Source organism: Vibrio sp., from assembly GCF_050299255.1.
GTDB lineage: Bacteria > Pseudomonadota > Gammaproteobacteria > Enterobacterales > Vibrionaceae > Vibrio.
In genome coordinates, this window is sequence record NZ_JBNKVP010000015.1 from 1 (window position 1) to 18,976 (window position 18,976).

Genomic DNA, 18,976 nt, shown 5'->3' on the forward strand with positions numbered 1-18,976 from the left:
GCTTGGCGTCGCGTAGAAGGTGGTGTTGCCTTCTACGGTATGGAACACCTGCGCGTACTTTTCGAGCCTTTCAGCAGGTTTGGTTCCACTGCCGTAAAAGCTCTGTTGCCAGTCTGAATGGGACCAGAGGGTCAATCCGAGTCTGAGGGGAAGTTTTTCCATTAATTCACTGCCTTTTTCACCGCAATATTACTTTACGTGATTTTTGATGAAATGGGTAAATTCAAGCTATAATCCCCGCCGCGTTTACATCATGCTGCGCTTTTGAACGTTTATTGTACTAAAAAGCATCAAGGCACGGTTAAAAGCAATAAATTGTATTCTGATTGGTCGATTTTGATCTGCTTTCAGCGTATAAATGGAGCTTTACTCTGTCGGCCAAGCAGACCGGCAGTCGGTAGTCATTCAACAATAGAGAATTTGGGAATTTCATTATGCGTACCCATTACTGTGGTCACCTGAACAAGTCCCTGGCAGGACAAACTGTAGAACTGTGCGGCTGGGTTAACCGTCGTCGTGATTTAGGCGGTCTGATTTTTATCGATATGCGAGATCGTGAGGGAATCGTTCAGGTAGTTGTTGACCCAGATATGGCCGATGCGTATACCGTAGCCAACCAGTTACGCAATGAATTCTGTATCAAGCTAACCGGTGAAGTCCGCGCTCGTCCTGACAGCCAGGTGAATGCTGATATGGCGACCGGTGAAGTGGAAATTCTGGCCAAAGGTCTGGAAATCATCAACCGCGCAGACGTGCTACCGTTGGACTTCAACCAGAAAAACACCGAAGAGCAGCGCCTGAAATACCGTTACCTGGATCTGCGCCGTCCTGAAATGAGCGATCGCATTAAGCTGCGTGCCAAGGCGTCCAGCTTCGTTCGTCGTTTCCTGGATGAAAATGGCTTCCTGGATATCGAAACTCCGGTTCTGACCAAAGCCACTCCGGAAGGTGCCCGTGATTATCTGGTACCAAGCCGGGTACACAAAGGTAGCTTCTACGCGCTGCCTCAGTCTCCACAGCTATTCAAACAGCTGCTGATGATGTCCGGATTTGACCGTTACTATCAGATCGTTAAGTGTTTCCGCGATGAAGATTTGCGCGCTGACCGCCAGCCTGAATTTACCCAGATCGATATCGAAACCTCGTTCATGTCGGCTGACCAGATACGCGATGTAACGGAAAAAATGATTCGAGACATGTGGCAGGAACTGCTCAATGTTGATCTCGGTGAATTCCCGGTGATGTCGTTCGCGGAAGCGATTCGTCGCTACGGCTCGGACAAGCCAGACCTGCGTAACCCGCTGGAACTGGTGGACGTCGCTGATCTGGTTAAAGACGTCGAGTTTAAAGTATTCTCTGGCCCGGCGAACGATGCCAGAGGCCGCGTGGCAGTCATTCGCGTACCGGGCGGTGCCAGCCTGACACGCAAACAGATCGACGCCTACGCAGAGTACGTTGCTATTTACGGCGCTAAAGGTCTGGCCTGGATGAAGGTCAATGATCGCGCGGCAGGAATGGAAGGCATTCAGTCTCCGGTAGCCAAGTTCCTTAGTGAAGAAGTGATCAACGGTATTTTGGATCGCACAGGTGCTGAGTCTGGCGACATCATCCTGTTCGGCGCTGATAAAGCTCACGTGGTGGCTGAAGCCATGGGCGCACTGCGTCTCAAGGTAGGTAAAGATCTGCAACTGACCGATGAGTCTGCCTGGACACCACTGTGGGTTGTGGACTTCCCAATGTTTGAAGAGGACGATGAAGGTAACCTGCATGCGATGCACCACCCGTTCACTTCACCGCTGGGTGTGTCTCCGGAAGAGTTGAAAGCCAATCCGGCGGGTGCTAACTCTAATGCCTACGATATGGTCATCAACGGCTACGAAGTGGGTGGCGGTTCCGTTCGTATCCACGATGCAGCGATGCAGTCTGCCGTGTTTGATATCCTGGGTATTGAAGCCGACGAGCAGCGGATAAAATTTGGCTTCCTGCTGGATGCGCTGAAGTTTGGTACGCCGCCGCACGCCGGTCTGGCGTTTGGTCTTGACCGCCTGGTGATGCTGCTGTGTGGTACCGAGAACATTCGTGACGTTATCGCGTTCCCGAAAACCACTGCGGCTGCCTGTCTGTTGACAGACGCTCCAAGCCTGGCCAACCCGGCAGCGCTGGATGAACTGGCGATTGCCGTGACAGCGGCACAGAAAAAAGAAGCGGAATAAGCTTCCAGCGAATAAAAAAACCGCCGATATCCGGCGGTTTTTTACTTTCTACGGCTTAAGAACTTGTCGCACGGCTCCCGTTTATGCTCAGGCCAGGCGAACGTTGTCGAGCAGAGGCGAAGCGCCGTCGCTTTGAGGCAATCAGACTAGATGCTGATTTCGCGCCATTCACCCGGGGCGAGGTTGCCCAATTCAATCTCGCCCATCGCCACCCGAACCAGCCGCAGGGTAGGAAAGCCAATGTGGGCGGTCATACGACGTACCTGGCGGTTTCTTCCTTCAATAATGGTGATACTGAGCCAACTGGTGGGGATATTGGCACGAAATCGCACCGGCGGATTGCGTGGCCACAGTGATGGCTCGGCTATTAGTTCCACTTTGGCAGGCAGAGTCATGCCATCTTTCAGTTCGACCCCGCGGCGCAGTTGATCTAAATCGGCTTCCGTTGGCGCGCCATCGACCTGGACCCAGTAGGTCTTGGCTGATTTCGATTCGGGCTGGGTCAGCCTGGCTTGCAAAATGCCATCATTGGTCAGTACCATCAGCCCTTCGCTGTCTCGGTCCAGACGGCCTGCCGCATAGACATCTTTCACCTTGATGAAGTCGGCCAGTGTCTGACGTCCCTGACCATCGGTAAACTGGCTAAGGGTGTCATAAGGCTTGTTAAAGATGATGACACGGCGATTTTCCGGCGTGACTCTGGCTTTTGTCGCGCTGGCGTTTTTGGCTCGCTTTGGTTTAAAACGTGCGTTTGGGGTCGATTGTTTGAATTGTTTCTGCCGTGCCGGTTGACCGGATCTGGAGGAGGAGCGACTGGATCGCGGTGACATGTTAACTACCTTGCAAAATTGTAAACGAACTGTATGGGAAAGTTTTAACCTGTGACGATTTAAGCTATTATCTGCGCGCCCGAAAACAGGATAATCAAACGAGATGATAGACTATTGTCTCCGTTTTGTTTAATTATAAGCACTCAAGGAATAAGGTTAAGCTTTTGTTTTAAAGTAAGACCAAAACAATTAACGAGTGACAAAATTCGTGAGCAAGTTTTTAGGGGATGCACCAACTTGTGAGCGGCCATTCACACAGCACCATTCATCCAATGATGCTGTAAGAACAATAGGGAAATTTCATGCCTACAGAAAAACCGACAATTATCTACACCATTACTGACGAAGCACCGGCGCTGGCAACCTATTCGTTGCTACCAATTATTCAGTCGTTTACTGCTTCTTCAGGCATTGATGTAGATACTCGTGATATCTCTCTTGCCGGACGTATTATTGCCAACTTCCCAGAGCATCTTTCTGAAGAACAACGTATTGGTGACGCCTTGACTGAGCTGGGTGAACTGGCTCAAACACCAGAAGCAAACATCATCAAACTGCCAAATATCTCGGCTTCTGTTCCACAGCTGAAAGCAGCGATCAAAGAGCTTCAGGCTAAAGGTTATGACCTGCCTGACTACCCAGAAGAGCCGAGTACTTATGAGCAGGAAGCGATCAAAGCCACATACGACAAAATTAAAGGCAGCGCAGTAAACCCGGTACTTCGTGAGGGCAACTCTGACCGTCGCGCGCCTCTGTCAGTGAAAAACTATGCTAAGAAGAACCCACACTCAATGGGTGCCTGGTCAAAAGATTCGCTGTCTCACGTTGCCAGCATGGACGAGAAAGACTTCTTCGGTAGCGAGAAATCAGTCACTGTTGATGGTGCCACCGACGTACGTATCGAATTCGTTGGCAAAAACGGCAACGTAAAACAGCTCAAAGCACCTTTCCCACTGCTGGATAAAGAGATTATCGACAGCTCGGTAATGAATAAGAAAGCACTGGTCAAATTCTTCGAGAAAGAAATTGCTGAAGCCAAGCAACAGGACGTACTGCTGTCGCTACACATGAAAGCGACCATGATGAAAGTATCGGATCCAGTGATCTTTGGCTACGCCGTGAAGGTGTACTACAAAGAGGTATTCGACAAATATGGCCAGCTGTTCGACCAGCTGGGCGTAGACGTGAACAACGGTCTGGGCGATGTATACGCTAAGATCGAATCTCTGCCTCAGGCACAGAAAGAAGAAATTGAAGCTGCGCTGCAAGCGGTATACGAAACCCAGCCGCCACTGGCCATGGTTGACTCAGACCGCGGCATCACCACCCTGCATGTACCTAGCGACATCATCGTTGATGCCTCTATGCCGGCGATGCTGCGCGCATCTGGCCAGATGTGGGGCCCGGATGGCAAACAGAAAGACACTAAAGCCATGATCCCAGACCGTAGTTACGCGGGTATCTATCAGGCAGTGATCGACTTCTGTAAAGAACACGGCGCATTTGACCCAACCACCATGGGCAGCGTGCCAAACGTTGGTCTGATGGCGCAAAAAGCGGAAGAGTACGGTTCGCATGATAAAACCTTCATTCTGGATGAAGAGGGTGTGGTCCGTATCGTAGATTCGTCAGACAAAGTGCTGATGGAACAACCTGTCGAGGCAGGCGATATTTTCCGTATGTGTCAGGTGAAAGATGCACCGATTCAGGACTGGGTGAAACTGGCTGTGACTCGCGCACGTGCAAGCGGTGCACCTGCAGTATTCTGGCTGGACGAAGCTCGTGCTCATGACGCTGAACTGATCAAGAAAGTGAATCAGTACCTGCCAGAGCACGATACTGACGGCCTGGAAATTAAGATTCTGAACCCTGTTGAAGCGTGTAAGTACTCGCTGGAGCGTATGAAGCAAGGCCTGGACACTATTTCAGTAACCGGTAACGTACTGCGTGACTACCTGACTGACCTGTTCCCAATTCTGGAGTTGGGTACCTCGGCGAAAATGCTGTCTATCGTACCGCTGATGAACGGTGGTGGCCTGTTTGAAACTGGTGCAGGCGGTTCAGCGCCTAAACACGTTCAGCAGGTACAAAAAGAGAACCACTTGCGTTGGGATTCTCTGGGTGAGTTCCTGGCTCTGGCTGCTTCTCTGGAGCACCTGAGCGTCGTGGCAAACAACAGTAAAGCCAAAGTACTGGCAGATACGCTGGATAAAGCGACCGGTGAGTTCCTGGATAATAACAAGTCTCCTTCACGTAAAGTAGGTGAGTTGGACAACCGTGGCAGCCACTACTACCTGGCGACTTACTGGGCCAAGGCGCTGGCAGAGCAAACTCAGGACAGCGACCTGGCTGCTGAGTTCGCTCCAATCGCAAAAGCACTGGCTGAGAACGAAGAGCAAATTGTCGCTGAACTAAACGATGCTCAAGGCGTAGCGGGCGATTTAGGAGGCTACTACCTACCTGAAGATGCTAAGGCTTCGGCTCTGATGCGTCCAAGTGCGACGCTGAATGCCATCATCAACCGCTAAGCTAAACGGTTGGATTGCTGAATAAACAAAACCCGCCTTTTGGCGGGTTTTTTACTGTCTGTCTAATGTGTGCTGTGAGTTTTCACAGTGTGATTGCAGCGGCAATTACTTAGATTGGTGGGCCTCGATCGGCACCACGCTACTGGCGTGATATCCTTTCGGCCCTTGCTCTACCTCATAGGTAACTTGTTGGCCAGCTTTTAGGGTACGATATCCATCCATCTGGATTGTGGAGTAATGGGCAAAAATATCCCCGTCCTCTCCTTCGGGGCAGATAAAACCAAATCCCTTGGCATTGTTAAACCATTTCACTGTACCTGTAGCCATGCTATACATCCCTCATTGCATTGTGTTACTGATGTTGTTACTTCGCGAGCATCAAGTCATTTGAACTCACCTCAAAATGTGAATATCAATTCAGCCGCTGCCAAATTATTAGTCACTATTTGACCAATGTAGCCAATGATTGAGCGCAGTCAATAGGAAAAAGGTATAACGTGTCAATTATTTGCGCGCTGATTGAGTGGGAGATTGTCATTTTAATCAGCAATGACCAGCGCTGGCGCCGTTTTCGCCTTTTGAATATTTTTTGGTTTCTTTTTAACCAATTGCTCATGAAGCTCTAATTCTGGGGTATCTTTTATTTGCAGCGATACCGATGCTGCATTAGTCTCTAGGTAAGGGGTTAATCTATTTGGTTGTGTAAACCGCTTGTACCCATAAACTGTGCTCAATATTCTGATATTGCGATGGTAAAATACGCATAAAAATACGCTTAAAACTTAACCTGACTATGAGCAGACATTTTGAATGGGTATCTCCAGGCTCAGACTTGCTGGAGAAGGAAGAAACAAAAGTTAAACCACCTGCAATGTATAACGTGGTTCTTAATAATGATGACTACACACCGATGGATTTTGTGATAGAGGTTCTTGAGCGTTTTTTTGCCATGGATATCGATAAGGCGACCCAAACCATGCTCAGGGTCCACTATGAAGGGAAAGCAATTTGCGGTACGTATACAGCCGAAGTTGCCGAAACCAAAGTAGCGCAAGTGACGATGTACTCTAAAGAGAACGAGCACCCGCTGCTTTGTACAATGGAGCAAGCCTAGACTTGCATGAGCAACAATGTTGTTCTTTTAGGAGGTTGTTATGCTTAATAAAGAATTAGAGTCGAGTCTAAACGGCGCATTTGCTCGTGCCCGTGATAAACGACATGAATTTATGACAGTCGAGCACCTCCTGCTGGCATTGCTGGAAAACGATGCCGCCAGAGAAGCCCTGCTGGCCTGCCAGGCGGATTTAGACGCCTTACGCCAGGAATTGGACGTATTCATTGATCAAACCACTCCACTGATCCCAGAAAATGATGATACCCGCGAAACGCAGCCAACGCTCAGTTTCCAGCGGGTACTGCAGCGGGCAGTCTTCCATGTGCAGTCATCCGGCCGCAATGAAGTAACCGGGGCGAATGTGCTGGTTGCGATTTTCAGTGAACAGGAGTCCCATGCGGCTTACTTACTGAAGAAGAATGACATCAGTCGTCTGGATATTGTTAATTACATCTCGCACGGAATCACCAAGGCGTCCAGTTCTAGTGATGAACCGGGTTCTTCTGATTCGTTCAGTAGTGATAATGTCGAAGAGGTTGGCTCTGACGAGCGGTTGGAAAGCTTTGCAACCAACCTAAACCAACTGGCGCTTCAGGGCGCTATCGACCCGTTAATCGGACGTGACCAGGAACTGGAGCGTACCATTCAGGTGTTGTGTCGTCGTCGTAAAAATAACCCACTGTTGGTCGGTGAAGCCGGGGTGGGTAAAACCGCCATCGCGGAAGGATTGGCCTGGCGGATTGTTGAAAAACAGGTCCCGGACGTTATAGCAGACAGCGTGATCTACTCACTGGATATCGGCTCGTTGCTGGCCGGTACCAAGTATCGTGGCGACTTTGAAAAGCGCTTTAAGACCATTCTTAAGCAGCTGGAAAAAGAGAAAGACGCCATCCTATTTATCGATGAGATCCACACCATCATAGGGGCTGGTGCCGCTTCTGGTGGCCAGGTGGATGCTGCCAACCTGATCAAACCGTTACTCAGTAGCGGCAAGCTTCGCTGTATCGGCTCGACCACCTATCAAGAATACAGCAATATTTTTGAAAAAGAGCGTGCCCTGTCTCGCCGCTTCCAGAAGATTGATATCGTCGAGCCTTCACTGGAAGATACCACCAAAATTCTGATGGGCCTGAAACAGAAGTATGAAGCGCATCATGACGTCCGTTACACCACCAAAGCGCTGCGCGCGGCGGTAGAGTTATCGGCCAAGTACATCAATGAACGCCATTTGCCCGATAAAGCGATAGATGTGATTGATGAAGCGGGCGCCCGCAGTCGTTTAGTACCGGCCAGCCGCCGTAAGAAGACGGTGGGTGTGGCTGATATTGAAGCCATGGTTGCCAAGATGGCCCGGATACCAGAGAAGTCGGTTTCTTCTTCAGACAAAGCTACCCTGCAGAAGCTAGACAAGAAAATGAAAATGCTGGTGTTTGGCCAGGACAAAGCTATCGAAAGCCTGAGCGAGGCGATCAAGCTGTCCCGTGCGGGCTTGGGTGCCGACAACAAACCGGTTGGTTCATTCTTGTTTGCCGGTCCGACCGGGGTGGGTAAAACCGAGGTTACGTTACAGCTGTCTAAATTGCTTGGCATTGAACTGCTGCGCTTTGACATGTCTGAGTACGGTGAACGCCATTCCGTCAGCCGTCTGATCGGTGCGCCTCCGGGTTATGTCGGATTTGACCAGGGCGGTCTGTTGACCGATGCGGTTATTAAGCATCCACATTCCGTGGTGCTGCTGGATGAAATTGAAAAGGCGCATCCTGACATCTTTAACCTGCTGCTGCAGGTAATGGATAACGGTACCCTGACCGACAACAACGGCCGCAAAGCCGATTTCCGGAACGTCATTCTGGTGATGACAACCAACGCCGGCGTGCAGGAAACCGTGAAGAAATCCATTGGTCTGATCCAACAGGATCACAGCCATGACGCCATGGCAGAGATCAAAAAAGTCTTTACGCCGGAATTCCGCAACCGTCTGGATAACATCATCTGGTTTAACAGCCTGGATGAAACTGTGATTCACCAAGTAGTGGATAAATTCATCGTTGAGTTGCAGGCACAGCTGGATGCCCGTGGCGTGTCTTTAGAAGTGAGCGAAGAAGCCCGTCACTGGCTAGCCCTGAAAGGCTACGACAGAACCATGGGCGCTCGTCCAATGGGTCGGGTGATTCAGGAACAACTGAAGAAACCGCTGGCGAACGAGCTGCTGTTTGGCTCTTTGATCAACGGTGGTACGGTGAAAGTCAGCCTGGAAAACGATCAGCTGCACTTTGAATACCTCAACCACACTAAAGAGACCGTCGCTCATTAAGCAATTGTTTTCAGAATAGAAAAGCCAGGGGAGACCCTGGCTTTTGTTTTTCCGACATCGGCAAGTTACGGCGCGCTGGCAAATATGGGCTTGAGCTGCTGGTAGGCCTGTTCCACCTCTTCAGGAATGTCCTGCGCGGTTTGAAAGCCCAGCGCCGGGTAGTCTTTGACCCGCTGAAAATCTTCTATCAGCGCGGATATCACGGTGAAAGAGGGCAGTTCATCACAGAAGTAATCCCATACGCCGAGGGGAGGTGACGTCACTTGCACTTTGCATTGGTTATCTGGCCACTGCTTTTCAAATGTCGCTAACGCACGGCGCTCCATGAATGGCTTTTGCACCAGTAAGATACGCTCGTTAGCCAGGCCGAGCTTTTGAATGAGTTGATAAGAAAACAGTACGTTCTCACCACTGTTGGTTGACTCAGTCTCCAAATACATCGCGTTGCGATCCACGCCCATGCTTTGCGCCACAGCCGCAAAGGTTTCGGCTTCACTGCCAGCAAATTTACCGTGCGTAAAACGGCCGACGCCTCCGGAGAACACCAGCGTGTCGGCCATTCCGCGCTGATACAACTGGGCGGCATATTCGGCTACTCGTAAGTCATTACTGCATAGCACCAGAATCAGGTCGGCTTTTTCGACGTTCTGGTGCATTAGCATGTAATCCCACACGGTTTCTACCGCTTGATAAAGTTTCTGGCTCATAAGGTCTGCTCCAGATGATCCAGGGCATCCAGTGTGTGTTGAAAATGGTACTGGTAGCCTAGCTGAATCAGGGCGTCAGGCATAATGCGTTTGTCCGGTGTGTCGACAACCGCTGGCAGGGCGTCGGCCTGATCCACCAGTTGCAGCGCGTGCTGATAGAATTCGGCTTTGCTAACCGTATTAGGGGTGGTGGCATTGACCACTAAGTTGTCCTGACGCTGCGCAACGAAACTGGCGGCACCGATGGCGTCGATAAGATGCAACATGTTGGCGGGAGCCAGGCGGCTGACCTGCTTCATGTACTGGGCAAACCGGGCTGGATTGCGATCTGGGCCCATCAGGCCGCTGCAGCGGACGATGGCGTAACCGATTCCGCTGTCGATTACTGCCTGCTCCGCGGTTAACATGTCTACCGCTTTGTCCCCATAGCCGCTGTGATGCTGGCTAAGGTGCAGGCTGGCCATGGTTTCATGCATATCACCATCCTGGCTGGGGTAGACAGTGGTGGAGCTGATCATCACTAAACGCTGAACACCGGCCTGTTGTGCCGCCGATACCAGTTGCTGCCAGTTGGCCACGTAGTGGCTGGCTCCAGGCTGGCGAAATCCGGGTGGGAAACAGCCGATGACAATCTCGCTCTGCTGCTCTTTCAACTCTTCGGCCAGCTGGGCTGGCTGGTTGAGGTCGCAGACAAATCCACGGACCTGTTCCGAATCAAATGCGGCCAGATGTTCCGCCGTAGTGCGGCTGGCGTATACGGTGTGGCCTTGCGTGGCCAGATGTTTCGCCAACGGCAAACCAAGCCAGCCGGCTCCAATGATGCTAATAACGCTCATGCCTCGATTCCTTGTAACAGAGTGCGCAGTAATTGCCGTATCCGGAAATGGGCCGGATCATTACTAAAACGCTTATGTTGAATGACTTCTATGTTAGCCTGCCTGCCGAGCTGTTCAAACTGGGCCGGGATGACCACCAACTGGTCGTTGTTTACCGCCGGTCGGGCGATGTGCTCTGGGAGCAGACTCCAGCCAAAACCATAAATGGTCAGCTCCAGCAGCATATAGTAGCTATCGCCGTACCAGATGTCCGGGCTGACGGCTAAGCGGCTTTTGCTCGTCGACATTTGGCGGGAGTGCATTAAAAGCTGCCGGTGCAAACGTAACTCATCAATATTGCTGGTTACCGACGAGGCAAGCGGATGGGACTTGGCAACATAAATGTTAAATGCCACGGTTCCCAGGTGTTCAAAATCAAGCTCTGCAAAAGGGTGGGGGGTACTGAATACCACGCCGGTGGTTGCTCTTCCGGTTCGAACCATCTCGATAACGTCGGTACTGGAAGCACAAAGAAACTCCATCTCGATCGAGGGGAACTCTTGGTTGAGCTGCTGAACAGAGTTTGAAATGTTATCCAGCGGGACGCCTTCATCCATGGCCAGAACCAGGCTGAGGTTATCAGTCTGATGTAGTGAGTCTATGGTGAAGCTCATGCGCTGATGTTGCGTCAGGGTCGCACGGGCAAAAGGCAACAGCCGCTCGCCGGCAGGCGTCAGGACCGGATAACGGCCGCGGCGATCAAACAGTTCCATCCCGGCATCAATTTCCAGGTTAATAATATGCTGACTGATAACAGATTGGGCTTTGCGCAGATGGCGTGCAGCGGCTGAAAATGACCCGTTGTCGGCGGTGGTACAAAATGCTTCTAACTGCTCAATGCTATACATATCGATACCAACGATACTTACTAACTTTATAACATCTAATTTATAGATAAAATGGCACCATGTACAGGAAGCACTAGGGGGCCTTATGTCTGGAAGAGAACGAATTTTTCATGCCGTATTATTTGAACTGATCGCAATACTGATGATTGTCCCCTTGTCAGGATTGGTCACCGAGAATGGCAAATCAATGGTCGTCGCCCTGAGTATTGGCCTGAGCGTTTGCGCCGTGGTTTGGAATTACGTCTATAATCTGATGTTTGACGCCGTGATGGGCGCAGATCGGGAAAGCCGCCGGCTCGGTATACGTATCGTCCATGCGTTTGTCTTTGAAGGTGGCTTGGTGCTGGTCAGCGTACCGGCTATTGCCATTGTACTTAATGTCGATCTGTGGACGGCGCTACTTTATGACGCCTCATTGCTGATCTTTTTCTTCTTCTACACCATTGCGTACAACTGGCTATACGATAAGCTGACACCTTATCAGCGGTTTGGGATCTCGTCACTGGTAGAAAAACAGGGTACCTGAATAAGCCAATGGGCCTGGTAGGCCGCTGCAACATGTCATTGCCCGCCTTCCAAGCCCATCGCCGTAATGTGATAAAGGGTGATAATCCGGAACTATTGACTTAACACTCGCAATATTTTGTCTGCGTGTTCTGCAACTTCAATACCCTCATCGGTCAGATAACCGCCATCAGGCTGGGTGCATAAACCTTTCTGGTAGAGTCTTTTTACACTGGCCTGCATTTCCACGCTGGCGTCACTATGTACCTTAATGCCTGTTGCAGCGCTGCGAAGATCAAATTGCAACAGCAGGTTTAGGTCGTGCATATTTTCGGCTGTGTATTTCATACAATTTCCTGTCTCGATTAGATCTTCTTTACCCTAGGCGTGAGGCCTCTGCGATGCAAATGCTAATCTTCCAATCTGCAAGCAATCACCTAATTTGACTGAAAAAATTCGCTACAACCTTGACTAAAATCATATCGGGTAAAGTGTTGCCTAGCTCACGTTCTTTGGCCTAACTCTAACGAGTTATGATTATGACGTACTGAAAAAAACCGCTTGTATTTGCTCACAATGCGCGAGATTATCCGCAGTCATCGTTAACTGTTACCAAATGTTTCATCGTGCTTAATCTCAATCAATTTGACTCCTTGTTGCCACCACAAATGGCGGAGCGTGCGGCCGAAGTCGGCGTAGGTAAGGCCACCAAAGATATTACCAAATCATTTTTGCTCGCCATTTCGGCGGGTATTCACATCGGAATCGCCTTTGTCTTCTATACCACGGTCACGACAGGCAGCGGAGAGATGGCTTGGGGTATGAGCCGTTTCGTCGGCGGTTTAGCTTTCAGCCTGGGATTAATCCTGGTGGTCGTCACTGGCGGTGAGTTGTTTACCAGTTCGGTACTGACGCTGGTGGCGCGTGCCAGTGGCAAGATTTCCTGGCGGGTGCTGATTAAAAACTGGACTGTGGTTTACTTTGGTAATTTGGTCGGTGCCCTGCTTCTGGTGACCTGCATGCTGATCAGCAAGCAGTACATGTTTGATCACGGTGCAGTGGGCCTCAACGCGATGGCCATTGCTCAGCATAAGCTGCATCACGGATTCTTTTCCGCGGTGGCGCTCGGCATTATGTGTAATGTGCTGGTCTGTCTGGCGGTGTGGATGACTTTCAGTGGCCGGACACTGACCGATAAAATTCTGGTGATGGTGCTGCCGGTGGCTATGTTCGTATCCGCCGGGTTTGAGCACTGTATTGCCAATATGTTTCAAGTTCCGATGGCGATTGCAATTAAAGCTACCGCTTCGGCTGAATTCTGGCAAATGACCGGTGCAGATATTGCTAATTATGCAGATCTAACCCTGACTAACTTTATCCTCAATAACCTCATCCCGGTCACCCTGGGCAACATTATCGGTGGTGGGGTGTTTGTCGGCATGTGGTACTGGATGATCTATCTGCGTGACTGATCGGCATTAAAAGAGTATTAGCATTGGACAGCCAGGCTAGCCTGGCTGTTTGTCGTTTTGACGTCCGTGACAAGATCGCGACCCAGAGACACCATCGAAATAAAATAGAGGTCATCGGTGACATCTGACCTGAATGGGGTTATCCACAATTTTTGTGGATAAGCTGTTGTCCACCGTTTAGTGACTGCTCATTCTGATTTTATTTGCGTAATCAGAACCTTACCGAAGCGGTCGAACGACATTTTCACCGTTAACCTGAGTGTCACTGTGACTGAAATCGACAGCATCACCAGAATCGCAATCATGATCATCATCTGATATTTGATTGCCACCATCGGCGACGCGCCGCCGAGGATTTGCCCGGTCATCATGCCTGGCAGTGTCACCAGCCCCATGGTAGACATACTGGCTAACGTCGGCGCCATCGATTTGCCGATCGCCGCCTGTACGAAAGGCCGACAAGCATAACTGGGCGCCGCACCGAGTGAAATGGCCGCCTGATACTCAGTCTGCCGTTCCGTTAATGAAGTAAAGAAGTTCTGTAGCGCCACAATGCAGCCACTGAGGCTATTGCCAAGCAACATTCCGGCCAGAGGAATCATATATTGTGCGTGGTAAACCGGGCTGGGTTGTATCAAGCCTACGGTAATAATGAACAGCAAAGGCACCAAGCCGGAAAGCAAGCCAGCCATCACCGCCAGTAGTAGCGGCTGTTTCGGCAGTTTGGATTTGTTCAGGATGGCGCTCGCACCCACAACCACCATCACCGCCAACCAGAGCAGATTAACCAGCAGGCTATTTAAGTGAAACAGGTAGCCGAGATAAAGCCCGACCAGGATCAGCTGCAGTGCCATGCGCCCCACACTAATGAGGCCGTCGCGCTCTAGTTCCAGGTGTAACTTTTTACTCAGCCAGTAAGGTATCAGCAACAAACCGCTAAACGAGGCCAGCAGGCCCCAGGAAATGTCGACGGTTGTATTCATGTACGCTCCTAGACCAATTTCAAACTATCGCAGGTTGTCGTTAGACAACCCAACAGGTGGGTGCTCTAATGACATTAATCTTTCACTGACTTTTCAGCATATGTCAAATTGTTCGGCCTCTGGCCGCCCGAGAAAAATTTCTATTCAAAATCCGGATGTTGTTGTTGAACGTGACCAACATCAGCTGCATTTTCGCTTCAATGGCCTGAGTAATAATCCAGTATCCGACCACTATCTGCTATGTACTACGCCATTTGATTTCGAGCACAGTGCCCGCATTCTCGGTGACGGTTTCCAGATGCTGGCACAGACCAGTGGCTACTTAAGTCAACCCGTCGATGTTGGGCGCTGTCCGGATAACAGCCGCAGCTATCGGATTTACCCCAGTACCGCGGCCAAGCGCTATTACAACTACCTGGTCATTGAGCAGGCAGAGGGATTCAGCCTGTTTGGCTTTACCAGCTGTCACCGGTTTGCCGGTTATTTTGAAATAGCAGAAACCCTAGACGGGCCCGCCATTTGTGCGTACATCGACGGAGAGCATACCCATCCTCAGGATTGGACAAGTTGCGATCTGGAATCGATGGTGATGCTGACCGGGCCATCGCTGGATGAACTCTATGATCAATATAGTCATTATCTGACGGCGACTCACCCGCCTCGTCACGGGGTAACCCGGCCAGCGCCGTGTGGCTGGTGTTCATGGTATGCCTACTACGCTGAGGCGACCGAGCAGGACATCTATACCAACCTGGCCTGTATGGAAGGAGAACTCAGTTCGCTGGAATGGGTGCTGATAGACGATGGCTATCAGGCTTATATGGGCGATTGGCTGACGCCTTCAGACAAGTTTTCCTCCGGGGTTAAATCTCTGGTTGCCGATATCAAAGCCAAGGGCAAAAAAGCCGCTATCTGGCTGGCGCCATTTATTGCACAGCCGGAATCAGAGCTGTTCCGCCAGCACCCGGACTGGTTCGTCCGTCATGCCGATGGCCGCCATTTAAAAGCGGAAGATGTCACCTACGCCGGTTGGCGCTGCACGCCCTGGTATATCCTCGATACTTCCCATCCGGGCGCGCAGCACTATCTGACTCAGGTATTTAAGACCATGCGTGAAGAGTGGGGCGTCGAAATGTTCAAGCTCGATGCCAACTACTGGGGAACGTTAAAAGGTGCGCGCCATACTTCCGGTATGACCGGTGTGGAAGCGTATCGGCTCGGCATGGAGGCGATTGCCGAGGGGGCAGGGGAGGCGAATTTAATCGGCTGTAATGCGCCCATGTGGCCATCGCTGGGCCTGGTGGATGCAATGCGGGTATCAGACGATGTCGAGCGGGACCCGCGCCGGTTTGCGCAAATTGCCCGTGAAACGTTTTTCCGTAGTTGGCAGCACCGACGCCTATGGCAAATCGACCCGGATTGCGCCACCTTTGTCTCGCTGCCCAATCAGGGCGCTGAACGGAGTGCGTACGAATTCCATCGTGATGTCTTGCTGGCCAGTGGCGGTTTGTTGCTGTCGGGCGACCCGTTACCCGACCTGACTCCGTTTGCCAAAGCGAGCTGGCAGAAACTGATGCTGCGCCAACGCTTCAGTCAGTCGGCGGCTCGCTTTTCATCCCTGTCGCTATCCCATGCGTGCCTGGCGCTTACTGATCAGGCAGAGCTGCATTGTGTGTTCAATTATCAGGGGCCAAGCCGCGAGATCACCCTGCGGTCAGAACAGCTGGTTCACTGGTTTGATTACTGGACGGGACGTCGACTTTCCGATGAGCCGAGCTGTGTATTCTCGGTCAGCTTGTCGGCAGGGTTATCCAGCAGAGCCATCCTGGCTGCCCCGGTGATGTTATCGCCAGCTTAGTTGCTGAACAAATGGCCAGTTAACCGTGTAAGCCTCGCTTATCCGGGCTGATTTGATTAGCATTGACTCTGATTTATCAACCACAACAGGACAGCGCATGTCGATTATCTTGGGTATCGACCCAGGTTCACGTATCACCGGCTATGGCGTAATAAGGCAAACCGGACGACATTTACACTACCTCGGTAGTGGCTGTATCCGTACTTCGGAAAAAGATCTGCCCAGCCGCTTGAGACAAATCTACGCCGGAGTGAGTGAAATTATCACCCAGTTTCAACCGGATGTGTTTGCCATCGAGCAGGTCTTTATGGCCAAAAACGCCGATTCCGCGCTCAAGCTGGGTCAGGCCAGAGGCAGCGCCATCGTGGCGGCGGTCAATGCCGATTTACCGGTTTATGAATACGCCGCCAGATTGATCAAACAGGCGGTGGTCGGCACCGGTGGGGCAGACAAAGCGCAGGTGCAGCACATGGTAAAACATATGCTGAAACTGCCCGCTACCCCGCAGGCGGATGCCGCCGATGCTCTTGGGGTGGCTATCTGCCATGCCAATACCAACAAAACCCTGGTGGCACTGGCAGGCAAGGCAACCAGCGCCAGACGGGGACGCTATCGCTAACGGCGACGGCTAACTTTTACTGGCTATCCATCCAGTTATTGATTATGATCGCCAGACTGAAAATGACTATAGGATTCCCCTGTGATTGGACGTCTGCGCGGCACCTTGATCGACAAAACCCCACCTGAGCTCCTGATCGAAGTGAACGGTATCGGCTATGAAGTACAGATGCCGATGAGCTGTTTTTATGAACTGCCCAACCTGGGTGAAGAAGCCATTATCTATACTCATTTCGTGGTGCGTGAAGACGCTCAACTGCTGTACGGGTTTAATACCGTTAAAGAGCGGGCCCTGTTTCGGGAAGTCATTAAAGCCAATGGCGTAGGCCCTAAACTTGGCCTGGGTATTCTTTCTGGTATGAACGCCAGCCAGTTTGTCGCTTGTGTCGAGCGGGAAGATATTTCCAGCCTGGTCAAACTGCCTGGCGTGGGTAAGAAAACCGCCGAGCGCCTGGTGGTGGAAATGAAAGATCGCCTCAAGGGGTGGGGTGAAGGGGACTTGTTCACGCCATACACCGATGCGGCGCCAGCCGACGCGGGTGGATTGATGCAGTCTAATGCGGAAGAAGAAGCGGTGAGTGCACTGCTGGCTTTAGGCTACAAACCAACTCAGGCTTCTAAAGTAGTCTCACAGGTTATGACCGCCGATATGACCAGCGAACAGCTGATTCGCGAAGCGCTTAAATCCATGGTTTAGCTGGCCCGTCTTTCAATTAGGAAACCGTTATGATCGAGGCAGATCGATTGATCGCACCGGATAGCCCGGTATACAAAGAAGAAGACGTTATAGATCGCGCAATCCGTCCCAAGCAGTTGTGTGATTATCAGGGCCAGGACCACGTCCGCGACCAGATGGAGATTTTCATCAAAGCGGCCAAGCTGCGTGAAGAAGCGCTCGACCACTTGCTGATCTTTGGTCCTCCCGGGCTGGGTAAAACCACCCTGGCGAACATTGTCGCCAATGAAATGGAAGTGAACATTCGTACTACGTCGGGTCCGGTGCTGGAAAAAGCCGGTGATCTGGCCGCCTTGTTGACCAACCTGGAAGAGAACGACGTTCTGTTTATTGACGAAATCCATCGCCTCAGTCCTATGGTGGAAGAGGTGCTGTATCCGGCAATGGAAGACTATCAGCTGGATATCATGATTGGCGAAGGGCCAGCGGCACGTTCGATTAAAATCGATCTGCCCCCGTTTACTCTGGTTGGCGCGACCACCCGAGCCGGCTCACTGACTTCTCCGCTACGCGACCGCTTTGGTATCACGCAGCGGCTGGAGTACTACAAGATCGCCGATCTGCAACATATCGTGAAACGCAGTGCCGATTGCCTGAAATTGTCGATGGATGCGGAAGGCGCCTTAGAAATTGCCCGCCGTGCGCGTGGCACGCCCCGGATCGCGAACCGCTTATTGCGTCGAGTGCGCGATTTTGCCGAAGTGAAAGGTAATGGCCACATCGATGCTAACACCGCAGACCAGGCGCTCAATTTGCTGGATGTGGATGCACAAGGCTTTGACTACATGGACCGAAAGCTGCTGCTGGCGATCATGGAAAAATTCGGCGGTGGTCCGGTTGGTCTGGATAACATGGCCGCGGCTATCGGTGAAGAGCGGGATACCATTGAAGACGTGCTGGAGCCTTACCTGATCCAGCAGGGTTATTTGCAGCGCACCCCGCGCGGCAGGATTGCCACAGACCGCGCCTACCTCCATTTCGTAATTGAGAAATAAGTTTTCAGAGCCAGACCGTTAAGTCTGGCTCTTTTTTATTGTGAGCTAGATCTTATTTTTGTACTCTCATTCCGCCTACAAGGTGAGGGATTCGTTAGCAGGGATTGTTAACGACATGTGTTTGTTTGCCGTTTCTCTGCCGCTTTCCTCGCCGATAATTTACATTCTTTTCATGTTTACCTTTGATTGTGATCAATAGTATCGCTCGTTGGCTACTATTTGTTCATGTTGATTGATGAATATCAATGCAAACGAGTTAGATAAACTCTTTGAAACCTTAGATTATCGGCAGTAATATTAGTTCCAGCTATATTAGCTATAGCTTAACAATAAACTAACTAAAACGGTACATAGTCGCAACAGAATTGCGGTATTTGTAAA

18 protein-coding genes are annotated in these 18,976 nt (G+C 51.0%); 10 read left to right on the forward strand and 8 right to left on the reverse strand.

What is annotated here, in order from left to right; translation table 11 throughout:
• Nucleotides 1–162: DUF72 domain-containing protein (locus tag ACQY6F_RS06510; protein WP_428773168.1), on the reverse strand; the 162-nt coding region annotated here is incomplete at its 3' end.
• Nucleotides 163–434: 272 nt separating this feature from the next.
• Here ACQY6F_RS06510 and aspS point away from each other — a divergent pair.
• Nucleotides 435–2,213 (forward strand): aspartate--tRNA ligase, encoded by a 1,779-nt coding sequence (gene aspS, locus ACQY6F_RS06515; RefSeq protein ID WP_428773084.1) that lies wholly within the window; start codon nt 435–437, stop codon nt 2,211–2,213.
• A 146-nt stretch (nt 2,214–2,359) separates the two neighbouring features.
• On the opposite strand, the gene ACQY6F_RS06520 is transcribed toward aspS, so the two are convergent.
• The gene (locus ACQY6F_RS06520) at nt 2,360–3,043 is read right to left on the reverse strand and encodes a pseudouridine synthase (RefSeq protein WP_428773086.1); all 684 of its coding nucleotides are present in this window, start codon (nt 3,041–3,043) and stop codon (nt 2,360–2,362) included.
• A gap of 302 nt (nt 3,044–3,345) precedes the next feature.
• On the opposite strand from ACQY6F_RS06520, the gene ACQY6F_RS06525 reads away from it, so the two are divergent.
• Nucleotides 3,346–5,571 carry an NADP-dependent isocitrate dehydrogenase gene (locus ACQY6F_RS06525; protein WP_428773087.1) on the forward strand — a complete coding sequence of 742 codons (2,226 nt, stop codon included), beginning with the start codon at nt 3,346–3,348 and terminating at the stop codon, nt 5,569–5,571.
• A gap of 105 nt (nt 5,572–5,676) precedes the next feature.
• Here ACQY6F_RS06525 and cspD read toward each other — a convergent pair whose 3' ends face one another.
• Nucleotides 5,677–5,898 carry a cold shock domain-containing protein CspD gene (cspD, locus tag ACQY6F_RS06530; RefSeq protein ID WP_428773089.1) on the reverse strand — a complete coding sequence of 74 codons (222 nt, stop codon included), beginning with the start codon at nt 5,896–5,898 and terminating at the stop codon, nt 5,677–5,679.
• 466 nt (nt 5,899–6,364) lie between these two features.
• On the opposite strand from cspD, the gene clpS reads away from it, so the two are divergent.
• A complete protein-coding gene (clpS, locus tag ACQY6F_RS06535; protein ID WP_428773091.1) occupies nt 6,365–6,685 on the forward strand; it encodes an ATP-dependent Clp protease adapter ClpS in 321 nt (106 codons plus the stop codon).
• Nucleotides 6,686–6,725: 40 nt separating this feature from the next.
• Nucleotides 6,726–8,999 carry an ATP-dependent Clp protease ATP-binding subunit ClpA gene (gene clpA, locus ACQY6F_RS06540; RefSeq protein WP_428773093.1) on the forward strand — a complete coding sequence of 758 codons (2,274 nt, stop codon included), beginning with the start codon at nt 6,726–6,728 and terminating at the stop codon, nt 8,997–8,999.
• 65 nt (nt 9,000–9,064) lie between these two features.
• Here clpA and ACQY6F_RS06545 read toward each other — a convergent pair whose 3' ends face one another.
• The 3 genes from ACQY6F_RS06545 to ACQY6F_RS06555 are packed head-to-tail and all read right to left on the reverse strand — an operon-like array spanning nt 9,065 to nt 11,429.
• Nucleotides 9,065–9,706: a YdcF family protein gene (locus ACQY6F_RS06545; protein ID WP_428773095.1), complete on the reverse strand. Its 642-nt coding sequence runs from the start codon at nt 9,704–9,706 to the stop codon at nt 9,065–9,067.
• Nucleotides 9,703–10,542, reverse strand: a complete 840-nt coding sequence (locus ACQY6F_RS06550) for an NAD(P)H-binding protein (RefSeq protein WP_428773096.1) — start codon at nt 10,540–10,542, stop codon at nt 9,703–9,705. The genes ACQY6F_RS06545 and ACQY6F_RS06550 overlap by 4 nt, the downstream gene beginning before the upstream one ends.
• Nucleotides 10,539–11,429 (reverse strand): LysR family transcriptional regulator, encoded by an 891-nt coding sequence (locus tag ACQY6F_RS06555; protein ID WP_428773098.1) that lies wholly within the window; start codon nt 11,427–11,429, stop codon nt 10,539–10,541. Before ACQY6F_RS06555 ends, ACQY6F_RS06550 begins: the two co-directional genes overlap by 4 nt.
• An 85-nt stretch (nt 11,430–11,514) precedes the next feature.
• Between ACQY6F_RS06555 and ACQY6F_RS06560 the strand changes: the two genes are divergently transcribed.
• On the forward strand, nt 11,515–11,955 hold the full coding sequence (locus tag ACQY6F_RS06560) for a PACE efflux transporter (protein WP_428773100.1): 441 nt from the start codon (nt 11,515–11,517) through the stop codon (nt 11,953–11,955).
• A gap of 92 nt (nt 11,956–12,047) precedes the next feature.
• Here the strand turns inward: ACQY6F_RS06560 and ACQY6F_RS06565 are convergent, their stop codons facing one another.
• Nucleotides 12,048–12,281 (reverse strand): TIGR02647 family protein, encoded by a 234-nt coding sequence (locus ACQY6F_RS06565; RefSeq protein WP_428773102.1) that lies wholly within the window; start codon nt 12,279–12,281, stop codon nt 12,048–12,050.
• Nucleotides 12,282–12,601: 320 nt separating this feature from the next.
• Here ACQY6F_RS06565 and focA point away from each other — a divergent pair, with 320 nt between their 5' ends.
• Nucleotides 12,602–13,405: a formate transporter FocA gene (gene focA / locus ACQY6F_RS06570; protein ID WP_428773170.1), complete on the forward strand. Its 804-nt coding sequence runs from the start codon at nt 12,602–12,604 to the stop codon at nt 13,403–13,405.
• Between the two features lie 188 nt (nt 13,406–13,593).
• Here focA and ACQY6F_RS06575 read toward each other — a convergent pair whose 3' ends face one another.
• On the reverse strand, nt 13,594–14,388 hold the full coding sequence (locus ACQY6F_RS06575; protein WP_428773103.1) for an ABC transporter permease: 795 nt from the start codon (nt 14,386–14,388) through the stop codon (nt 13,594–13,596).
• A 100-nt stretch (nt 14,389–14,488) separates the two neighbouring features.
• Between ACQY6F_RS06575 and ACQY6F_RS06580 the strand changes: the two genes are divergently transcribed.
• The 4 genes from ACQY6F_RS06580 (at nt 14,489) to ruvB (ending at nt 18,595) form a co-directional block, all read left to right on the forward strand.
• Nucleotides 14,489–16,246 carry a glycoside hydrolase family 36 protein gene (locus ACQY6F_RS06580; protein WP_428773104.1) on the forward strand — a complete coding sequence of 586 codons (1,758 nt, stop codon included), beginning with the start codon at nt 14,489–14,491 and terminating at the stop codon, nt 16,244–16,246.
• A gap of 97 nt (nt 16,247–16,343) precedes the next feature.
• Nucleotides 16,344–16,865 (forward strand): crossover junction endodeoxyribonuclease RuvC, encoded by a 522-nt coding sequence (ruvC, locus tag ACQY6F_RS06585; RefSeq protein ID WP_428773106.1) that lies wholly within the window; start codon nt 16,344–16,346, stop codon nt 16,863–16,865.
• An 81-nt stretch (nt 16,866–16,946) separates the two neighbouring features.
• Nucleotides 16,947–17,561: a Holliday junction branch migration protein RuvA gene (gene ruvA / locus ACQY6F_RS06590; protein WP_428773107.1), complete on the forward strand. Its 615-nt coding sequence runs from the start codon at nt 16,947–16,949 to the stop codon at nt 17,559–17,561.
• Between the two features lie 29 nt (nt 17,562–17,590).
• Entirely contained in the window at nt 17,591–18,595 is a 1,005-nt protein-coding gene (ruvB, locus tag ACQY6F_RS06595) for a Holliday junction branch migration DNA helicase RuvB (RefSeq protein WP_428773109.1), read from the forward strand.
• Nucleotides 18,596–18,976 lie beyond the last annotated feature (381 nt).